Annotated in this window: 18 protein-coding genes and 1 pseudogene; 9 read left to right on the forward strand and 10 right to left on the reverse strand. The window is 62.0% G+C overall.

Features of this window, described 5'->3' with window-relative positions; all coding sequences use genetic code 11:
* Positions 1-5: 5 nt before the first annotated feature.
* The 7 genes and pseudogenes from FHW75_RS24400 to FHW75_RS24430 form a co-directional block, all read right to left on the reverse strand.
* The gene (locus FHW75_RS24400) at positions 6-1,856 is read right to left on the reverse strand and encodes an alkaline phosphatase D family protein (RefSeq protein ID WP_027615685.1); all 1,851 of its coding nucleotides are present in this window, start codon (positions 1,854-1,856) and stop codon (positions 6-8) included.
* Between the two features lie 144 nt (positions 1,857-2,000).
* Positions 2,001-2,927, reverse strand: coding sequence for a transaldolase (gene tal, locus FHW75_RS24405; protein ID WP_119370744.1), 927 nt, complete (start codon positions 2,925-2,927; stop codon positions 2,001-2,003).
* Positions 2,928-3,097: 170 nt separating this feature from the next.
* Positions 3,098-4,099 carry a tRNA dihydrouridine(20/20a) synthase DusA gene (dusA, locus tag FHW75_RS24410; protein ID WP_025754451.1) on the reverse strand — a complete coding sequence of 334 codons (1,002 nt, stop codon included), beginning with the start codon at positions 4,097-4,099 and terminating at the stop codon, positions 3,098-3,100.
* Positions 4,100-4,234: 135 nt separating this feature from the next.
* Positions 4,235-5,100: pseudogene (locus FHW75_RS24415) on the reverse strand (GyrI-like domain-containing protein).
* A gap of 198 nt (positions 5,101-5,298) precedes the next feature.
* On the reverse strand, positions 5,299-5,628 hold the full coding sequence (locus FHW75_RS24420; protein ID WP_019098722.1) for a hypothetical protein: 330 nt from the start codon (positions 5,626-5,628) through the stop codon (positions 5,299-5,301).
* Positions 5,629-5,812: 184 nt separating this feature from the next.
* On the reverse strand, positions 5,813-6,202 hold the full coding sequence (locus FHW75_RS24425) for a GFA family protein (protein ID WP_081735858.1): 390 nt from the start codon (positions 6,200-6,202) through the stop codon (positions 5,813-5,815).
* An 85-nt stretch (positions 6,203-6,287) separates the two neighbouring features.
* Positions 6,288-7,808 carry an NCS1 family nucleobase:cation symporter-1 gene (locus tag FHW75_RS24430; RefSeq protein WP_027609675.1) on the reverse strand — a complete coding sequence of 507 codons (1,521 nt, stop codon included), beginning with the start codon at positions 7,806-7,808 and terminating at the stop codon, positions 6,288-6,290.
* 262 nt (positions 7,809-8,070) lie between these two features.
* Between FHW75_RS24430 and FHW75_RS24435 the strand changes: the two genes are divergently transcribed.
* Positions 8,071-9,105: a L,D-transpeptidase gene (locus FHW75_RS24435; protein ID WP_025754447.1), complete on the forward strand. Its 1,035-nt coding sequence runs from the start codon at positions 8,071-8,073 to the stop codon at positions 9,103-9,105.
* 85 nt (positions 9,106-9,190) lie between these two features.
* Positions 9,191-9,907 carry a murein L,D-transpeptidase catalytic domain family protein gene (locus FHW75_RS24440; RefSeq protein WP_183674838.1) on the forward strand — a complete coding sequence of 239 codons (717 nt, stop codon included), beginning with the start codon at positions 9,191-9,193 and terminating at the stop codon, positions 9,905-9,907.
* 52 nt (positions 9,908-9,959) lie between these two features.
* On the opposite strand, the gene FHW75_RS24445 is transcribed toward FHW75_RS24440, so the two are convergent.
* Positions 9,960-10,664: an SDR family oxidoreductase gene (locus tag FHW75_RS24445; protein WP_019098726.1), complete on the reverse strand. Its 705-nt coding sequence runs from the start codon at positions 10,662-10,664 to the stop codon at positions 9,960-9,962.
* 99 nt (positions 10,665-10,763) lie between these two features.
* Positions 10,764-11,657 carry a LysR substrate-binding domain-containing protein gene (locus FHW75_RS24450; protein WP_183674840.1) on the reverse strand — a complete coding sequence of 298 codons (894 nt, stop codon included), beginning with the start codon at positions 11,655-11,657 and terminating at the stop codon, positions 10,764-10,766.
* Positions 11,658-11,872: 215 nt separating this feature from the next.
* Here FHW75_RS24450 and FHW75_RS24455 point away from each other — a divergent pair, with 215 nt between their 5' ends.
* The 6 genes from FHW75_RS24455 to FHW75_RS24480 all read left to right on the forward strand — a co-directional run bounded on the left by FHW75_RS24455 (position 11,873) and on the right by FHW75_RS24480 (position 17,397).
* Positions 11,873-12,427, forward strand: a complete 555-nt coding sequence (locus tag FHW75_RS24455; RefSeq protein WP_019098727.1) for a helix-turn-helix domain-containing protein — start codon at positions 11,873-11,875, stop codon at positions 12,425-12,427.
* A gap of 27 nt (positions 12,428-12,454) precedes the next feature.
* Positions 12,455-13,801 (forward strand): glutamine synthetase family protein, encoded by a 1,347-nt coding sequence (locus FHW75_RS24460; protein WP_025754444.1) that lies wholly within the window; start codon positions 12,455-12,457, stop codon positions 13,799-13,801.
* Between the two features lie 73 nt (positions 13,802-13,874).
* Positions 13,875-14,648 (forward strand): gamma-glutamyl-gamma-aminobutyrate hydrolase family protein, encoded by a 774-nt coding sequence (locus tag FHW75_RS24465; RefSeq protein WP_183674843.1) that lies wholly within the window; start codon positions 13,875-13,877, stop codon positions 14,646-14,648.
* 68 nt (positions 14,649-14,716) lie between these two features.
* Complete coding sequence (locus FHW75_RS24470; RefSeq protein ID WP_016714939.1) at positions 14,717-16,075, forward strand: aspartate aminotransferase family protein; 1,359 nt, start codon at positions 14,717-14,719, stop codon at positions 16,073-16,075.
* 144 nt (positions 16,076-16,219) lie between these two features.
* Positions 16,220-16,774, forward strand: a complete 555-nt coding sequence (locus FHW75_RS24475) for a helix-turn-helix domain-containing protein (protein WP_019098730.1) — start codon at positions 16,220-16,222, stop codon at positions 16,772-16,774.
* Positions 16,775-16,887: 113 nt separating this feature from the next.
* Complete coding sequence (locus FHW75_RS24480; protein ID WP_019098731.1) at positions 16,888-17,397, forward strand: ProQ/FinO family protein; 510 nt, start codon at positions 16,888-16,890, stop codon at positions 17,395-17,397.
* A gap of 224 nt (positions 17,398-17,621) precedes the next feature.
* Here FHW75_RS24480 and FHW75_RS24485 read toward each other — a convergent pair whose 3' ends face one another.
* Positions 17,622-17,813: an acetyl-coenzyme A synthetase N-terminal domain-containing protein gene (locus tag FHW75_RS24485; RefSeq protein ID WP_231115651.1), complete on the reverse strand. Its 192-nt coding sequence runs from the start codon at positions 17,811-17,813 to the stop codon at positions 17,622-17,624.
* Positions 17,814-18,001: 188 nt separating this feature from the next.
* On the opposite strand from FHW75_RS24485, the gene sfnG reads away from it, so the two are divergent.
* Positions 18,002-19,096 carry a dimethylsulfone monooxygenase SfnG gene (sfnG, locus tag FHW75_RS24490; protein WP_084297524.1) on the forward strand — a complete coding sequence of 365 codons (1,095 nt, stop codon included), beginning with the start codon at positions 18,002-18,004 and terminating at the stop codon, positions 19,094-19,096.
* Positions 19,097-19,159 lie beyond the last annotated feature (63 nt).

Here is a 19,159-nt window from a genome sequence, read left to right on the forward strand (position 1 = left end):
CCCGGCTACCGCCCGGCAACAAACTCGGTTGCTTCAGCGCCGCCGGCATCCAGCTGAAATACCCGCACTGGCCGCCCCTGTTCGTCGAAGAACACCTGCCCCAACCCCGCCCCGTTCCACAGCCGCTCTCCAGCCTTGCTGTGGCTGGGCGTACGCGGTACCACTTCCATCTCCCGGCGCCTGGTGAACCAGTTCAACGGCGAGCGTGGCGAATACAGCCAGCGGTTGAGTCGGTCGAGCACATCCAGCAAACGCCGGGGGAACTCGTTCTTGATCCCGCTGCTGGTCACCTGCCACAAGTGCGGGCTGCGCTGGCGGTGGCGGATCAGCACTTCATAGACGAACGAGTAGTGCACATCCCCGGACAGCACCACATAGTGCCCCGGTGTACGGGAGTGGCGGAAGATGTTGAGGATGACCTGCGCCGCCCCTCGGTGGGCCATCCAGTTTTCGGCATCCACCAAGAGTGGATAGCCCAGCCAGCTGAACACCTTTTGCACCGTCTCGATCAGCTTCACGCCAAAAATCGGCGCCGGTGACACGATGACCGCTGACGGGTGGTCGAGCAGTGCTTGTTGCAACTCGCTCAGCGCCTCCCAATCGAGCAGGCCGGACGGCTTGGCCAAACTGCTTTCACTGCGCCAGCGCCGGGTGCGGGTGTCCAGCACCAGCAGGGGCGGGTTTGTGGGCAGGCTGAATTGCCAGCCCTGGAAGCGCAACAGCTCGTCGATGAGCGCATCCTGGTGTTGACCGGTCAGCGCCTGGCATTGCTCGGTCAGTGGCTTGCAGCCGTCCGGGTTGTTACCCCATGCCTGGCACAGCAGGTAGCCGAGCAGGGCGTTGCCGATGATGCGCCGCGAGAACGGATGGCCGTAGGCGGTTTCTTCCCACTGTGCCGAGAGGTTCCAGTCGTCGGTGATGTCGTGGTCGTCGAAAATCATCAGGCAGGGCAGGTGGGCCATCACCCGCGCCACCTGGTCGAGGTTGTCGGCAAACGCCTGGATCAATGGCAGCTCTTGCCGGTAACGGGCCTGGCGCTGGTCGGTAAGACCGGTGGGCATGTCCAGGTTCACCAGTTGCCAAGGCACCGGTGACCACACCAGCAGGTACATGGCCATGACCTCGGCGAAGGTCACCAAGTGGTTGTCGGCGTTGCTGGACGAAAAAATCGGCTTGCGTTTGCCGCCGAAAAAGCGCTCGCGCAAGGTGTCGTTGTGTTCCTGCGCCGGCAGCAGGTCGGCGCGGTGGTAGTAACTGGCCGGGTGTTGGTACAGCGCCTGGCTATCAGGCACCACCGCACCCTCCAGCTGCTCGTCGAACAGGCCCAGGCGCGCGATCAGGGTATGGATGGCGCGCAGCATAGGGCCGGCGACATCGTCGGCGTACACTTGGTCGCCGGTCATCAGCAGCACGGCCGGGCGGTCCTCGGGCTTTGTGCAGGCCTTGAGCAGGCGATCGGCGCACAACAGGCCATCGGCAGCGGGGTGGTGCGGCTTGCGGCAGGAACCGTGCAGCAAGTGGTCGAGGCGGTCGCGCAGCACCAGGCTTGGGCGCTGGGTGCCGGGGTAGAGCAAGTGTGGCGCCCAACTGGCGATGCCTTGACCGTTGATCATCAGATCGTAGTCAAGCAGCTGGTTGCAGGGCAGGGGATTTGCGAAGTGGATATCCAGCAGGTGAATGAAGGCCTGTTGGCCGACCGGGAGAACCTGGCAATCGACCTGGGCCTCGCCTGCGGGGCAGATGAAATCGGGTTGCAGCGGTTGGGTGGCGACCAGCCAGATGGCCAGGCGCTGAGGCTCCAGGCGGCGCAGTACCGGGCCGGCGAGCACGAGGGGCAATGGGGTAGAGGGGGTCATCGACAGCTCGGGTGGCTATGCGGGCCTCTTTGCGGGCAAGCCCGCGAAAAGGCCCTGGAATTCAGTACACAACTAAAACAGGGCAAAACAAAACGGGCGGAAAATGCTTAACACCTCCCGCCCGTCAGGCAAACCCGAACTGTATCAGGCCTTTTCAGCCATTAACTTCTCCAGCTTTTCCTGGTCCCGCGCAAACTGGCGGATACCTTCGGCCAACTTCTCGGTGCCCATGGCATCTTCGTTCATCGCCCAGCGGAACTGACTTTCATTCAGCTGTTGCTTGGCTTCGCCGGCATTGCCCGGTTTCAGCACCTGCGGCAGCTCGCCCTGGTCATCGCTCAGTTGCTGCAACAGCTCCGGGCTGATGGTCAGGCGGTCGCAGCCCGCCAGCTGTTCGATCTGGCCGATGTTGCGGAAGCTGGCGCCCATGACCACGGTGTTGTAGCCATTGGCCTTGTAGTAGTTGTAGATACGTGTCACCGACTGCACGCCCGGGTCCTCGGCGCCGACGTATTCCTTGCCGGTGCTCTTCTTGTACCAGTCGTAAATACGGCCCACGAACGGCGAAATCAGGAACACCCCGGCATCGGCGCAGGCTTGTGCCTGGGCGAAGGAGAACAGCAGGGTTAGGTTGGTCTGGATGCCTTCCTTCTCCAGCTTTTCGGCGGCGCGAATGCCTTCCCAGGTGGAGGCCAGCTTGATCAGCACCCGGTCACGGCCAACCCCGGCCGCTTCGTACAGCTCGATCAGCTTGCGCGCCTTGGCCAGCAGGGCCGGCTCATCGAACGACAGGCGCGCATCCACTTCAGTGGAGATACGCCCCGGGATGACCTTGAGAATGCCCGAGCCCACGGCCACTGCGAACTTGTCGCAAGCCAGGTCGACATTGCCCTTGGCATCGGCCTTCACCTGCGTGAGCAGATCGGCGTAGCCCGGGATGGCGGCGGCCTTGAGCAGTAGTGACGGGTTGGTGGTGGCATCGACCGGCTTCAGGCGGGTGATGGCATCCAGGTCCCCGGTGTCGGCGACCACGGTGGTGAACTGCTTGAGTTGTTCCAGCTTGGAGGTCATGGGCGTGCTCTGTCCTGTGCAATGACTCGACATTACCCGAGCCCCGACGGCCGCTCAAGGGCCGTCGAAACCATGCAGGCAAGCGGTGGAAGCAGGCTTGCCCGCGAAGGGCGGTGCGAAAGGTGAAGATTCGAGTCGCAAGCCGGCCCGAGGTTCCCAATCCCGCCTTGTCACCGCCCTTGCAACAACTCGACTGCCTGATCAAACACCGCCAACGGCTCAGCGGCCTTGTGAATATCCGCCGACAGCAATTGGCGGAAGCGCCGTGCGCCCTTGAACCCCTGCGCCAACCCTAGAATGTGCCGGGTAACGTGATGTATCGCGCCACCACTTGCCATATGCGCCACGATGTAAGGGCGCAGCTGTGCCAGTGCCTCGCTACGGCTGACCACCGGCGCCGCGCTGCCAAACAGCTGCTGGTCTACCTCGGCCAGCAGGTAAGGGTTGTGATATGCCTCACGCCCCAGCATCACTCCATCGAAGGTTTCAAGGTGCGCCTGGCATTCGGCCAGGGTCTTGATCCCGCCGTTGAGCACGATCTCCAGGTCCGGGAAGTCGGCCTTCAACTGCGCTGCCACGTCATAGCGCAGCGGCGGGATTTCGCGGTTCTCCTTCGGCGACAGCCCCTCCAGGATCGCGATACGCGCATGCACGGTAAAACTCCGGCAGCCGGCCTCTCGCACCTGCCCAACGAAGTCGCACAGTTCGGCGTAGCTGTCGCGGCCATTGATGCCAATGCGGTGCTTGACCGTCACCGGCGTCGACACCGCATCACGCATGGCCTTCACGCAATCGGCCACCAGCGCCGGGTGTGCCATCAGGCAAGCGCCGATCATGTTGTTCTGCACCCGGTCGCTCGGGCAGCCGACGTTGAGGTTGACCTCGTCGTAGCCGGCCTCCTCGGCCAGGCGCGCGCAGGCAGCCAGGTCGGCGGGCACACTACCGCCCAGTTGCAGGGCCAGCGGGTGCTCGGAGACGTCGTGGCGCAGGAAGCGGTGGGCGTCGTTGTGGAGGAGGGCGCCGGTGGTGACCATCTCGGTGTAGAGCAGGGTTTGGCTGGAGAGCAGGCGCAGGAAGAAGCGGCAGTGGCGGTCTGTCCAGTCCATCATCGGCGCAACGCTGAACCGTCGGAACGGTTCCGCACATTGAATTTCAGCTAATTCTTGAGGCATCTGGGGCACGTGTCTGATACCCGGCGTGGTTGCCCGACGCCGGGGAGATTTGGGGAATGGGCATAGTCTACCAATTCGGCCTGCCATGCGTCTGGCCCTGTGATGACTGGCGTTGCCCGCTGCCCACGGCCAGACTTACTTCAACGGCACATAAACATCCGTCTCCCACTGCTCCAGCGGCGTTTCCGGGTACACACTCAGGTACTGAAAGAACAACGGATGATCCCGCAGCTCTTCTTGACTCGACGGCAACCAGTCCCGATAAAGCGGATAAATGGTCTCACCAATGTAGTCAGGTGAGCCGGTATGCCGAATCACGGCACAACGCCCCGCCGGGATGACCCGTTCGTGCACGCCGAAATCATTGGGCTTTACGGCCTCGTCCAGCTCGCCACAAACAGCGAAGCGAAAGGCGTGGGCCGGCGTGGTGTCGGGGTTGTCGTAGGGGATGCCGAAGGTGCGGCTGGTCGCCACTGGCGACTGGCCGCTGTGCATGCGCCATTGGCGAAAGCGCGCGACGCTTTCGCCGACCAGGCTTGGCGCCCCTCGGTGTTCAAGCGCGGCCACGCGGGTTTCGGCGAAATCCACGATACGGATCTGCATGGTGATACTCCTGGTTAAGTGAGGCACAACGAACACCGCACTCCAGGCCTGCCAGTTCGGCGCTTTGGCAAAAACGCTCGGCGCCATGCCGAACGCTTGAACGCCCTGGAAAAGGCTTCGGGGCTTTCGAAGCCGGCGCCGAATGCGGCTTCCAGTACGGGCGTTGTGGGCGAGGCGACCAGTTGATGCGCCGCACGTCGAAGCCTCATCAGTTGCACATACCGTGTAACCGGAACGCCCATGTATGCCGTGAATTGCCGATGAAAGTGATACGCCGAGAAGTTGGCGATGCGGCTCAGGGCATTCACCGACAGGTCGCCTTCAAGGTGGCTGTCGATATAGGCAAGCACGGCTTCGAACCGTTTTGCGTAGGTAGGGTTGTGCTGTGAGTCAGTCAACGAACGGAATCTCCGGAAGGTGCGGTGAGCGCTAGCATCCGTTGTTCAGGCATCGAAGTGCCTAGCCGTGATTGCTCAATCAAGAATACGTTTGACCATGCCATGGAGGGCGCCCGTGTTCGCGGGTTTAATGCAATGCCGACCCGTTAGGCAAATTGGGCCGCAACGCGGCCCTTTGAACGCTGGCTGACAGGTGGATCAATCCACACGCACGAACTCGTTCTTGGCCATGTCGCTGCCGCCAACGGCTTCCAGGCGCTTGCCGCCCTCCAGTACCCGCACGTTGATCAGTGCAAGCCCGTCCTTGTTGCGCGCAGTGACCACATCATCCTTGCGCTCCCATTCTTCAACCTTGACCTTGCTGCCGTTGGCGATGATGTAGTCCTTGGAGAACTCCCATTTCTGCTTGGGGCTTTTGAAACCCATCACAGTGGTGGTCGCTTCGTAAGTCCCTTCCAGTGCGTCGTTGCCGCAGCCGGCCAGAACAAAGAATGGCAACGCCGCGAGCACGTATTTGAATGTACGCATGAGATTTCCTTATCGGTTCGTTTGTGATCAAGAGGCATCATGAAGACGCCGATCCATGGGCATTCGCACCGGGTGTGGGGTGCCCGGCGGGACTATACAGACCGGGCGCGATCATCAAAGTTGCACCCCTAAGGGCAATTGCTACCGCGCTTTTGGTATCGCCCTGGCAGTGCTGCCGTGAGTTTCAGTCAGCACTACAGGCTGTGTACCAGGGGGCAGCAGAGTCGACATGAAGGTGTTTCTGCTTTTTGGGCAGAAACGGTGTATCAAGCGTGCCCAGCGCGATCGAAACCCAATCGGCAAACTCGCCCTGGGAACGTGACCAGAACAGGCTAGAGCCGCACTCGGCGCAAAACTCGCGCACTACTGTGGGTGAGGAGGCAAAGGCCTTGAGGCTGGCAGCGCCGCGCAGTATTCGCAGCCCGCTGCGTGGAACGCTGCCATATGAGGCGAAGGCGGCCCCGTGGCTTTTGCGGCACTGGCTGCAGTGGCAATGGCTCACTGCCTTGGGTGGGGTAAGTAACAGGTAACTGACCGCTGCGCACAGGCAGCTTCCTTGATAGGCCTCTTTCACTGGCGCTTCCGTGCAGGTGGGAAGCGCCAGCGTAACTGCCCCGGCTTGATCCGTCGACTGGCCAGGGCGGCCTGTTGGCAGCTTTTCAGTGCTGCGCGCTATCCACCGCAATGCTTTCACCGGAAACGTCGGCATGCCTGGCACTGCGATCGGCAATGGCGTAATGAATCAACCCGCCCAAACCGGCGCCGAAGAACCACGAGAACTGCGACAGCGTGTCGAACGCCGGCACCAGCGCCAGCACGATGGCGATCAGCGCAGCGGGGATGAACGCCGCTACGGCGCGCAGGTTGACCCCGCCCTTGTAGTGGTAGGCGGCCTCGGTGCTTTCGCTGTACAGCTGCGGCAGGTTCACCCGGCTGCGACGCACCAGGTAGTAGTCGGTGACGATGATGCCGTACAGCGGGCCGAGCAGGGCGCCCAGGCCGCCGAGGAAATACACGATTACGGACGGGCTGTTGTACAGGTGCCAAGGCAGGATCACCACCGCGATGCCGGCGCTGAGCAGGCCCGCGCGGCGGAAGTTCAGCAGGTTCGGGGCCAGGTTGGCGAGCACGTAGGCCGGGGCGACGAAATTGGCCATGATGTTCACCGCCACGGTGACGATCAGGAAGGCCAGGCAGGCCAGCACCAAACCGGCGGTGCTGGGGATGGCGGCGACGATTTCGGTGGGGCCCTGCACCAGCTTGCCGTCGATGCTGAACTGCGCACCGGCGAGTACCACGGCAATCAGCGCGAAGCCGAGCATGTTCACGGGCAGGCCCCAGAAGTTGCCCACGCTGATGGTGCGCCGGTCTGGGCAGTTGCGGGTGAAGTCGCAGAAGTTGAGGATCATGGTGCCGTACAGCGAGACCCACAGGGCGGCGGCCCCGAGCACTTTCAGCCACAGGGTCGAGCCGGTCGGTGCGTTGCCGCTGGACCAGGCAATCGACAAGCCACTGCGCCAGTACATCCAGCCCGCCAGGCAGGCGAATGCGACCAGGATGATCGGCCCGGTGATGGACTCGAAGCGGCGTACCATCTCCATGCCGTAGGCGAAGATCGCCACCTGCACGCACCAGATGCCGAGGAAGGTGACCCAACCCAGTGTCGACAGGCCAAGGATTGCGTTCTGATCGTAGGCCTTGAGGTCTGGCACGATGGCGGTGAGCAGCACACGCAGCACGACCGAGGCGAGGTACGTCTGGATACCGAACCAGGCAATGGCGATCACCGCGCGGATCAGGGCCGGGATCTGTGCACCGTGGATGCCGAAGCTGATCCGGCACAGCACAGGGTAGGGCAGGCCGGTTTTCTGGCCCATGTAGCCGGACAGGTTCATCAGGCCGTAAATCACCAGCGCGCCGAGGGCGAAGGCGCCAAGGATTTGCGCGCCGCTCATGCCCAGGGCGAACAGGCCGATGGCGAAGGAGTAGTTGGCGATGTTGTGCACATCGTTGGTCCACAGCGCAAACAGGCTGTAGCGCCCCCAGGTGCGATTTGCCGCGCGGGTTGGCGCGAGGTCGGCGCTGTACAGGCGCGGGCTCAATGCCAGCTGAACGGGGTCGGCCGTTTCGACCGGTAGCGCGTCAGGGTGGCCAACATCGGAACGTGAAATCGACGCCATCGGAACTCCATGATGGTTGTGTACTTTTATTGTTGGATTTGTATACAAACAAGATTCGTACCAACCCGCAGGTTTCATGGGATTTGCCGTTTTCTCGGCGTTTTGCTGCCTTTTGCTGCGATGGATCGGGCCTTGAAGTGGGAAGTTCGTGCACATTCGTGTGTGCAATTGTTACCGCTGGCGCAGGTTGACGCAGTGAACGGCTGGCTTTGCGGGGCGTGTTCCGACTAAGCTGGGGGCAGGGTTCCAAGGGGGCAATTCGATGTTGCATGTATCGCTCGGACTGGGTCTGTTAATGGCCGTCGCCTTGGTCGAAGCGGCTCCCCTGCAGGTCCCCACCCCGGCCCAACTCAGGAGCCAGCTCGACAGCCTCAAGCCTGGGCAGTTTCTCTGGTACCCGCAGGTCTCGCCGGTGGGGCCGGTGACTGTCGTGGTCAGCCTTACCGAGCAACGTGCCTATGTGTACCGTAACGGCATCGCCATCGGCGTCAGCACCGTGAGCAGCGGCAAGCCAGGCCGGGAAACCCCCACCGGGGTATTCAGCATTCTGCAGAAAAAGGTCGAGCATAAATCCAGCCTCTACAACAGTGCGCCGATGCCCTACATGGAGCGCCTGACCTGGGACGGCATTGCCCTGCACGCTGGCCACCTCCCGGGGTACCCCGCCTCGCATGGTTGCGTGCGGCTGCCCATGGACTTTGCCAAGAAGCTGTACGAAGTGACCGGTTTCAGTTCGACCACGGTCATCGTTTCCGACACCCACAGTGCACCGGTGGAGGTCTACCACCCCGGGGTGCTGGCGCCCACGGTCAGCGATGGCAAAGCCCAAGGCCCGTTGGTATTGAGCAATCAACAGTTCTGGAACGACCCCGACCCGACGGCGGGGCCGCTGTCGATCCTGATCAGCCGCGCCGACTTGCGGGCGTATGTGTTTCGCGGTGGCCAGCTGGTCGGCTCGGCACCGGCGCTTTCGCTTGAAAGCAGCCAGCATCGCAGTGGCATGGCGGTGTATTCCCTGCTGCAAAAGCCATCCGCCCCGGCACTCGATGGCGCGCTGCCCTTGCATTGGTCGGTGGTGGGCCTGAGCAACCCGGAGTACGGGAACACGCCCTATGAACAATTGGGCCAATTGAGCATCAACCCGGAATTCCGCCGCCATTTACGGGCGGCGATGGACGTTGGCACGATGCTGGTGATCACCGACTGGGCATCCACCCGGGATACCCGCAGCAATGGACAATTCACGGTAATCAGCACCGAAGGCAGTGAAGACGTTAAACCATTGGTCAAGAAATGATCGGCAATGCTGCAGGAATCAAGCAAAGTAGCCGCTTTTGGCTGCAATCACGGCAACAACGGCCAGGTTTTCATCAGGGTAATCCATGTCGATCTTCAAACTATTGCGGGGAGCCGCGCGGCTCTCGTTGGCCAGTATTGGCCTGTTTTTTCTCAGCGCCTGGCAAGCCGCCCACGCGCAACCTCTGCCGAGTGCCGCCGAGCTGCAGCAGTTGGCACCCAGCGCCAGCCTCTCGACCCTGGCCTTGGCACTCACCGCCTATGCATGCGCCAGCCACAGCGATGCGGACAAGTTGCTGACGGTGATCGATTACTCCAAGGCCTCGCGTGATAAACGTTTGTGGGTGTTCGACCTGCGTGCCAGGAAGCTGTTGTTCGAGGAATGGGTCGCCCATGGCAAGAACAGCGGCGCCGATGTACCGACTGCGTTTTCCAACGCGCCGAACAGCTACCAGTCGTCTATCGGCCTGTATGAGACCGGCCAGACCTACAGTGGCAAGCACGGCCGCTCGCTGCGCCTGCAGGGGCTGGAACCGGGGTTCAATGACAACAGCATGTCGCGGGCGATTGTGATGCATGCCGCCGCGTACGCCGACCCCAAGGTGGTACCTGGCCTCGGTCGTCTGGGGCGCAGCCAGGGGTGCCCGGCTGTGCGGCCGGCCATTGCCGGCAAGCTGATCGAGACGCTGCAACGCGGTAGCTATGTGTTCGCCTATTACCCCCAGCAGGACTGGCTGAAAACATCGCGTTTTCTTAACGCCCAGAGCTGCCCGCTGGCGAATCAGTCGATTGCCAGCAAGTAGGGGAAGTGGCGGGCCAACCCTGTCCGTCCAGCGTAATGAGCTGCATGAGCCCCTAAACGCTACGTGTCACACCGCCATCAACCCTGATGTTCTGCCCCGTGATGTAGGCCGCGCCGTCGCTGGCAAGAAACGCAATGGTGGCGGCGATTTCCTCGCTGGTGCCATAACGCTTGAGCGGCACGCTGTCGCGGCGTTGTTCGGTGGCCGGCAGGCTGTCGATCCAGCCGGGCAGGACATTGTTGATCCGCACGTTATCCCCGGCGAAGTTGTCGGCGAAGATCTTGGTGAATGCGGCCAGGCCCGAGCGGAAAACGGCAGACGTCGGGAACAGTTCGCTCGGCTCGAACGCCCAGGCGGTGGAAATGTTGATGATCACGCCACCCTTCTGGCGCTGCATGAAAGGCGTTACCAGACGCGTCGGGCGAATGACATTGAGCAGGTAGGTGTCCATGCCCTTGTGCCAGTCCTCGTCGCTGATCTCCAGGATCGGCGCGCGCGGCCCATGGCCGGCGCTATTGACCAGCACGTCGATACGGCCCCATTTTTCCACCACGGCGTCGACCAGGCGTTGCAAGTCTTCGACCGACTGGTTGCTGCCGGTTACACCAATGCCGCCAAGCTCGGCAGCCAGCGCCTCACCCTTGCCCGATGAAGAAAGGATGCCAACCTTGAACCCGTCAGCGGCCAGGCGACGTGCTGCTGCAGCGCCCATGCCGCTACCGCCGGCGGTAATAATCGCAACTTTTTCTACTGACATGCTGCCTCCAGAACTGAAACGGCTGATTGCTTAGGTTTACTTACCTTAGCAGTAGCGCCAGTGGCGAGGGAGGCAGGCAAACTTTACCTTGACAGTAGATTAACTATTGCCAGCCTGCTGCCTTAGCCAGTGTTGAACCACGTCAAGCGACTCAGGCTGCTGCAGCTTGCGCGGCCACACCAGGTAGAACGACTTGTCCAGTCGGAGCGGCTGGTCGAAGACCTGAATCAGCCTGCCTGCGGCAATGTCGTCACCGACGAATGCCAGGCTGGCCAACGCAATGCCCTGACCACTGATGGCGGCATCAATAGCCAATGAAGTCTGGTTGAACCGCAGGTTTCTGGCGGTCGGTTGGGCGTGGCGCGGGAACACGGCCGCAAGGTACCTGGGCCAGAAGTCATGGGCATCGTGAAGCATGATGAACGCTTGCAGCTGCTCGAAGCAGGTGGGGATGTTGGTGCCCTCGAACAACGCTGGGCTGGCCACGGCGACGATGTGCTGCTCCATCAACAGTTCGCTGTTCAACCCCGCGCCAATTTCGGGCTTTCCATAGCGCACCGCGATATCCACGCCGTCGGTACTGAAGTGAGACAGCCGATCGGTGGCCAGCACCCGCAGATCGATATCCGGGTGGCTTTGCGCAAAGTTGCCGAGCCTGGGAATAAGCCATTTCGAGGCAAAGGTGGGGGTAACGCTGACCGTCAGGTGAGACGTCTGCGGGCGCAACAGGCGGGTTGCCTCATCGATCATCGCCAAGGCACTGCGAATGCTGCCGCTATAACCCAGGCCCGCATCGGTCAGTGCCAGGCCCCGGGGCAGGCGCTCGAACAAACGAAGGTTCAGGCTTGCTTCCAGCCCGCGTATCTGCTGAGCAACGGCTGCCTGGGTCACCCCCAGCTCCTCGGCAGCCAAGCGGAAGTTGAGGTGGCGGGCAACCACTTCAAACACACGTAGCGCGTTGAGTGAGGGTAAGTCAGGGAAACCGTTTGGCATGACGATGGAGGGGGCCGGGCTGCAAAGATTCAATGCCGAGGCTACTCCCTGAGCACCATTAAAGAAACCCACGCCACCGCAGCCAATCCAGCGCCGTTTCCCTTAAGCCACGCCGTTATCGGCTGCACATTTGCATCGCTGTGCTTGACTCGTGAATTTTTTCATGTAATTTTTCATGAAAAATAACTCTAAAAATTTCACGGCAGTCCGAAACGATGAAGATGCACGAAGAGGTTGAAGCCCTCGCGATCCTTATTCACGACCTGCGCAAATTCAAGAACCTGACCCTGGGTGAGCTGGCCGAGCGCATCAACCGCTCGGTTGGGTTCCTCTCTCAGGTCGAACGCGGTGTTTCGCGCCCGACCGTGGCCGACCTCACCGCAATCAGCGAAGCGCTCGGCGTGTCGACCGCGTACTTCTACAACCTGAACAAGCCCCGCAGCATCGGCTGGGTCACGCGCCCCCACGAGCGGCGCACGCTGTACCTGGAGTCGGGCATCACCGATGTGCTGGCGTCGCCCACCATCGCCGGCGCCTTCTCCATGCTCGACAGCCATCTCGAACCCGGCGCCACCAGTGGCGAGGCGTACCTGAGCGACCGTTCCGAGCAGGGCTGCTTCGTGCTCGAAGGTGAGCTCACGGTATGGCTGGACCAAGGCGAGGCCGTGACCCTTCAGGCCAACGACTGCTTCCAGCTGCAACCCCACGCGCAGTTCCGTTACGCCAACCTGACGGCAAAACCCACCCGCGTGCTCTGGGTCTTCAATTGAATTCGTTCAACTCACAAGGATAAGAAGATGAGTGTCATCTTTCCGGATCTGCTGACTGAAGTGCGCGCGTTCCGGGCGCAGCACCCGGCCATACGTTATGTCGACCTGATTGCGCTGGATATCCCCGGGCACTTCTACGGCAAGCGTTACCCCATGGACATGCTGGAAAAGGTCGCCGCCGGCGCCCCTCTGAAGCTGCCACAGAACTGCGTGCTGCTCGGTACCCAGGGTGGGCTCTACCCGATTGGTGACTACTGCTTCGCCGACGGCGACCCGGACGCCGCCCGGCGCCTGGTGCCCGGCACCCTGAAACCGGTGCGCTGGGAAAAGGAAGCGGTCGCCCAGATGCTGATTACCTCCGACGGCACCGCCCAGCCGATCGAGTTCGAGCCCCGTGAGGTGCTGGCCCGCGTTATCGAACGCCTGGCCAAGCGTGGCATTCGCCCGGTGGTGGCGTTTGAGCTGGAGTTCTACCTGTTCGACCGCCAGCTGGATAACGGCCTGCCGCAGTACCCACGTGACACGGCGACCGGGGATGAAGACGATCAGCCGAACATGCACATCGAGCGGCTGTCGCGTTTCTCGTCAGTGCTGCACGAAATGGTGGATGGCGCCAACGAGCAGGGTGTGCCAGCGAACGTCATCACGGCGGAGCTGGGCCCAGGCCAGTTCGAGATCAACTTCTCCCACAGCGACGATGCCCTGAGTGCGGCGGACTGGTCGGCGCTGTTCTGCCGCAGTACCCGGGGTATCGCGATGAAGCACGGCTACCGTGCCAGCTTCATGAGCAAGCCGTACCTGGATGCACCAGGCAGCGGCATGCATGTGCACGTCAGCCTGTACGACAGCGCTGGCAATAACATCCTTGCAGGTGCCGAACAGCGCAAGCTGCGCCATGCGGTAGCCGGGTGCCTGGAATTGCTGCCGCACTGCATGCCGATCTTCGCCCCCAACCACAATGCTTATCGCCGCTATGGCGCCATGGTCAACGCGGCGAGCAAGGCCAGCTGGGGCTTCGAAGACCGTGATGCGTGCATTCGCATCCCCGAGTCCGACCCGCGCAACCTGCGCATCGAACACCGCCTGGCGGGCGCCGATGCCAACCCGTACCTGGTGCTGGCGGCCATCCTGACCGGCATGGAACATGGCCTGGACCGCGGCGTCGAGCCCATCGCCCCGCTGAACGACAACCGCCAGAGCGGCATCGACTTCCCCAAGGATGCCCTCGGTGCCTTGGCCGCCATGCGTCACCACCCGGTGGTCAACCAGGGTTTGGGCAGTGAGTTCGTGATGGTTTATTGCGAAAACAAATACCAGGAGCAACTGGATTTCATGCGCCACATCGATGCCCGCGAATACCGCTGGTTCCTGTAGCTGGCGCCGTTCTTACAGCGACGCCTTTCAACGTTCAAACACCACGCGCAATACCGATTTGCCGGAGGAAGATATGCCACGTGTGCCCGTTATTGGCATTACCGCATGCACCTGCATGATTGAGCAGCATGCCACCCAGACCATCGCCGAGAAGTATGCACGCGCGGCGGCCAAGGCGGCCTGTGGCTTGCCCATCGTGATACCCAGCCTCGGTGAGCTGATGGACAGCGCCGATATTCTCGACGTGGTGGACGGGCTGATCTTCACCGGCTCGCCGTCCAACATCGAGCCGTTTCACTACAACGGCCCGGCCAGTGCCGAGGGCACCCATCACGACCCTCTGCGTGATGCCACCACGTTGCCGCTGATGCGTGCGGCTATCGCTGCCGGTGTGCCGGTACTCGGCATTTGCCGCGGTTTTCAGGAAATGAACGTGGCACTGGGCGGCACCCTGCACCAGAAGGTGCACGAGGCCGGGGTGTTCATGGACCACCGTGAAGGCAAGGGCGAGCCCATCGAAAAGCAGTATGGCCCGCGCCACACCATGCATGTAGAGCCTGGCGGCCTGCTCGACCGCATGGGTTTGCCGGCGATCTTCGATGTCAATTCCATCCATGGTCAGGGCATTGATGTGCTGGCCCCGGGGCTGAGGGTGGAAGCGCTGGCACCCGATGGCCTGGTGGAAGCGATTTCGGTCGAGAACGGCAAGGGTTTTGCCCTTGCGGTGCAATGGCACCCTGAGTTCCAGGTCATGGACAACCCGCACTACCTGACCCTCTTCCAGTCCTTCGGCAAGGCCTGCCGGCAGCGCTCGGTATTGCGCCAGAAGCTGTTGCTGTCTGCCTGAAAGCGACCTTTCCCAACTAGAAAAAGTACCTGCGCAGCCTTGCTGCGCAACGCGATGGAGTGAAAGCAATGAGTGAACAGAATTCGCAAACCCTGGCCTGGCAGGCCATGAGCCGCGACCACCACCTGGCGCCGTTCAGCGATGTGAAGCAACTGGCCGAGAAAGGCCCGCGCATCATCACCTCGGCCAAGGGCGTGTACCTGTGGGACAGCGAAGGCAACAAGATTCTCGATGGCATGGCCGGCCTGTGGTGCGTGGCGGTTGGCTATGGTCGCGATGAGCTGGCCGAAGTCGCCAGCCAGCAGATGAAGCAACTGCCTTACTACAACCTGTTCTTCCAGACCGCTCACCCGCCTGCGCTGGAGCTGGCCAAGGCGATCGCCGATGTGGCCCCGCAAGGCATGAACCATGTGTTCTTCACGGGGTCCGGCTCCGAAGGCAACGATACCGTGCTGCGCATGGTCCGCCATTACTGGGCGCTGAAGGGCCAGAAGAGCAAGAAGGTGATCATCGGCCGCATCAACGGTTACCACGGCTCTACGGTGGCAGGCGCCGCCCTGGGCGGCATGAGCGGCATGCACCAGCAGGGCGGGGTGATTCCGGACATCGTGCACATTCCGCAGCCTTACTGGTTCGGCGAAGGTGGCGACATGACCGAGGCCGACTTCGGCGTGTGGGCGGCCGAGCAGCTGGAGAAGAAGATCCTCGAAGTTGGCGAAGACAACGTTGCCGCCTTCATCGCCGAGCCGATCCAGGGCGCCGGTGGCGTTATCATTGCGCCGCAGACCTATTGGCCGAAGGTGAAGGAGATCCTCGCCAAGTACGACATCCTGTTCGTCGCCGACGAAGTGATTTGCGGCTTTGGCCGTACCGGTGAGTGGTTCGGGACCGACTACTACGACCTCAAGCCCGACCTGATGACCATCGCCAAGGGCCTGACCTCTGGCTACATCCCCATGGGCGGGGTGATCGTGCGTGACGAAGTGGCCCAGGTACTCAGCGAAGGTGGCGACTTCAACCACGGTTTCACCTATTCCGGCCACCCGGTGGCGGCGGCGGTGGGCCTGGAGAACCTGCGCATCCTGCGTGACGAGCAGATCATCCAGCAAGTGCACGATAAAACCGCGCCGTACCTGCAACAACGCCTGCGCGAGCTGGCCGACCATCCGCTGGTAGGCGAAGTGCGTGGCCTGGGCATGCTCGGTGCGATCGAGCTGGTGAAAGACAAGGCCACCCGCGCCCGTTACGAAGGCAAGGGCGTGGGCATGATCTGCCGCCAGCACTGCTTCGACAACGGCCTGATCATGCGCGCCGTGGGCGACACCATGATCATCGCCCCACCGCTGGTGATCAGCATCGAGGAAATTGACGAACTGGTGGAAAAGGCCCGCAAGTGCCTGGACCTGACGTACGAGGCTGTTCGCTAAGCGGCCGTTGGCTGCACCGGGGTCGCAAGGCGGCCCCGGTTTGCCTGGCTGGCAAGAAGTACACCTGTGAAGCATTTTGCTTTGCGAGTCGGATCATGTAATTTTCAGGGCATTCATTTCCTGTCTGAAAGTCGCGATTCAACTATGAAAGTGCACGAAGAAATCGAAGGCCTGGCAGTACTGATTCGCGACCTGCGCAAGTTCAAAGGCCTGACCCTGGGCGATCTGGCCCAGCGAATCGGCCGTTCGGTGGGCTTTCTGTCCCAGGTCGAGCGGGGTGTATCACGCCCGACCGTGGCCGACCTTACCGCCATCAGCGAAGCGCTGGGTGTCTCGACCGCCTACTTCTACAAGCTGGAAAAACCCCGCGAGCTCGACTGGGTCACCCGCCCGCACGAGCGTCGCACGCTTCACCTGGCAGGCGGCATCACCGATGTACTGGCGTCCCCCACCATATCGGGCGCGTTCTCCATGCTCGATAGCCATCTGGAGCCGGGGGCCAGCAGCGGCGAGGAGTACCTGGACGACAGCTCGGAGCAGGGCTGCTTCGTGCTCGAAGGTGAACTGACCGTGTGGCTGGGCGGCGGTGAGCCGGTAACGCTGTGCGCCAATGACAGCTTTCAGCTGCAACCCCACGCCAGTTTTCGTTATGCCAACCTTACCGACAAGCCCACGCGGGTACTCTGGGTATTCAGCTGAGAGGCCCGCTCGGCGTGTCTCGGTTGGCCAGGAAAGATGACCTGCAAACACTGTCAGGGCTGCATAGGGTATCCTTGCGCCACGCAATCAACTTCTAAGCAGTGAACTGAACGATGGGTTTTGAACAACTAGCAGCGCTACGCGACCGCCTGCGGGCGGAAAAACAGCAGGTAAAGGCCGAGAGCCCGAAACAGCCCAAGCGCAAGCCGTCCCCGCAGGCGAAACCGCGCGAGCAGGATCCGGCGGTCGCGGCGATCTGGCCATTGCAGAAGCATTTTCCGTTGGCCTTCCCGGTCAACCCGGCCCCCAAGGTGCCGCTCAAAGAGGGCATTTTCAAGGATGCTGAGCAACACCTGGAGCTGCTCGGGCTAACCCGTGAACAGCTCAAGCTGGGCATCTCGACCTGGTGCCGGGGGGCCCGGTACTGGGCAAGCATGGTCGAGAACGCACCACGCGTGGACTTGACCGGCCAAGCCGCTGGTACTGTGACCGCCGCTCAGGCACTGCATGCCAAGCAGCAGGCATCGCGGCAGCGCAGCCAGGACCGTCGCAACCGTGCGAAGTCGAAAGCGCAGGCTCCGGCCCCCGCCACCGACACCGCAGCGGCCCCCGCCGCCGACTGACACGCCCGGGCGGCTTGCCTGGCGCAAGGCCAACGTGAGTAAGGCAGTGGCGTAGGCCTTCACTCGACCAAGGCAAGCCATGGCCAGCGCTCGCGATAGCTGGCGGCTTTTGCCTTGAGCAAATCGGGGCGAGGATTCAACGCGTTCATCCTCAGCTCGTTGTGTGTGGTGCGGCCTTGGGCAACCAAGATGGGCCGGGAACATGGCGACGCAAATGGTCACCGTTAACGCGGCCTGACGACGGCCAGCTGGCAGGTGTTGAGCTGGCCATCGGCAAACCACTGGCCGCTGCCGTCGGCCCGGACTGTGAAGATCTGTTGCGCAAAGCGATGCCAGTCCAGCGCGGCGACCTGTTTGCGCCAGAATCCCTCGGGGTCGTCGGCAGCGCGGGCGTAGGCCTGCTGTAATCCTCCCAGTCAGGTCGCTTGGCGGGGCTTCTCAGGCGTGCTGTTGCGGGGGCAACAGTGGATCGACAGTCTGCTGCCTGAAGTGCACCTGGACAGGTTTTTATTTTTGTTAACTTATTGATTTATATGTATTTATAGGTTGGCATGGTTGCTGCTCCCAACTCCTTGTACCCCAAGTATTGTCAAGGAGCCTCCCCATGAGCCACACCCCAATCAAGTTCGCCTACTGGGTCCCCAACGTCAGCGGTGGCCTGGTGGTCAGCACCATCGAGCAGCGCACCAGCTGGGACATCGACTACAACCGCAAGCTGGCGCAAATCGCGGAAAAATCCGGTTTCGATTACGCCCTGTCGCAAATCCGTTTCACAGCGGGCTATGGCGCCGACAACCAGCATGAGTCCGTCACCATCAGCCACGCGCTGCTGGCCGCCACGGAAAAACTCAAGGTCATCGCCGCCATCCTGCCAGGCCCGTGGAACCCGGCGCTGGCGGCCAAGCAGCTGGCGAGCATCGACCAGTTCACCCAGGGCCGTATCGCCATCAACGTGGTTTCGGGCTGGTTCAAGGGCGAGTTCCATGCCATCGGTGAGCCTTGGCTGGATCACGACGAGCGCTATCGCCGCTCTGAAGAATTCATCCGCGCGTTGAAGGGCATCTGGACCCAGGACAACTTCACCTTCAACGGCGACTTTTACCGCTTCCGTAACTACAACCTCAAACCCAAGCCGCTGCAGCAACCGCACCCGGAAATCTTCCAGGGCGGCAGTTCGCGTGCGGCACGGGACATGGCCGCGCGGGTGTCGGACTGGTACTTCACCAACGGCAACAGCGTGGAAGGGATCAAGGCCCAAGTGGACGACATCCGCACCAAGGCGGCGGCCAACGGCCACTCGGTAAAGATCGGGGTGAATGCCTTCATCATTGCCCGCGATACCGAGGAAGAAGCGCGTGCGGTGCTGCAAGAGATCATCGACAAGGCCAACCCCGAGGCGGTACGCGCGTTCGGCCAGGAGGTCAAGCATGCCGGTTCGGCCAGCCCGGAGGGCGAGGGCAACTGGGCCAAGTCCAGCTTCGAGGACCTGGTGCAATACAACGACGGCTTCAAGACCAACCTGATCGGCACACCGCAGCAAATTGCCGAACGCATCGTCGCGTTGAAGGCGGTGGGGGTGGATTTGATCCTCTCCGGCTTCCTGCATTTCCAGGAGGAAGTGGCGTACTTCGGCGAGCATGTATTGCCGCTGGTGCGGGCGCTGGAAGCCGAGCGTGGCCTGGACAAAGCAGTAGCCTGAGGCCGGGGGCAGGGAGGGCTTGGCACCCTGCCAGTATTGTCGGATTGTCGTGCAGGGGTTAGG

The sequence above is a fragment of the Pseudomonas sp. OG7 genome (assembly GCF_014192825.1).
GTDB lineage: Bacteria > Pseudomonadota > Gammaproteobacteria > Pseudomonadales > Pseudomonadaceae > Aquipseudomonas > Aquipseudomonas monteilii.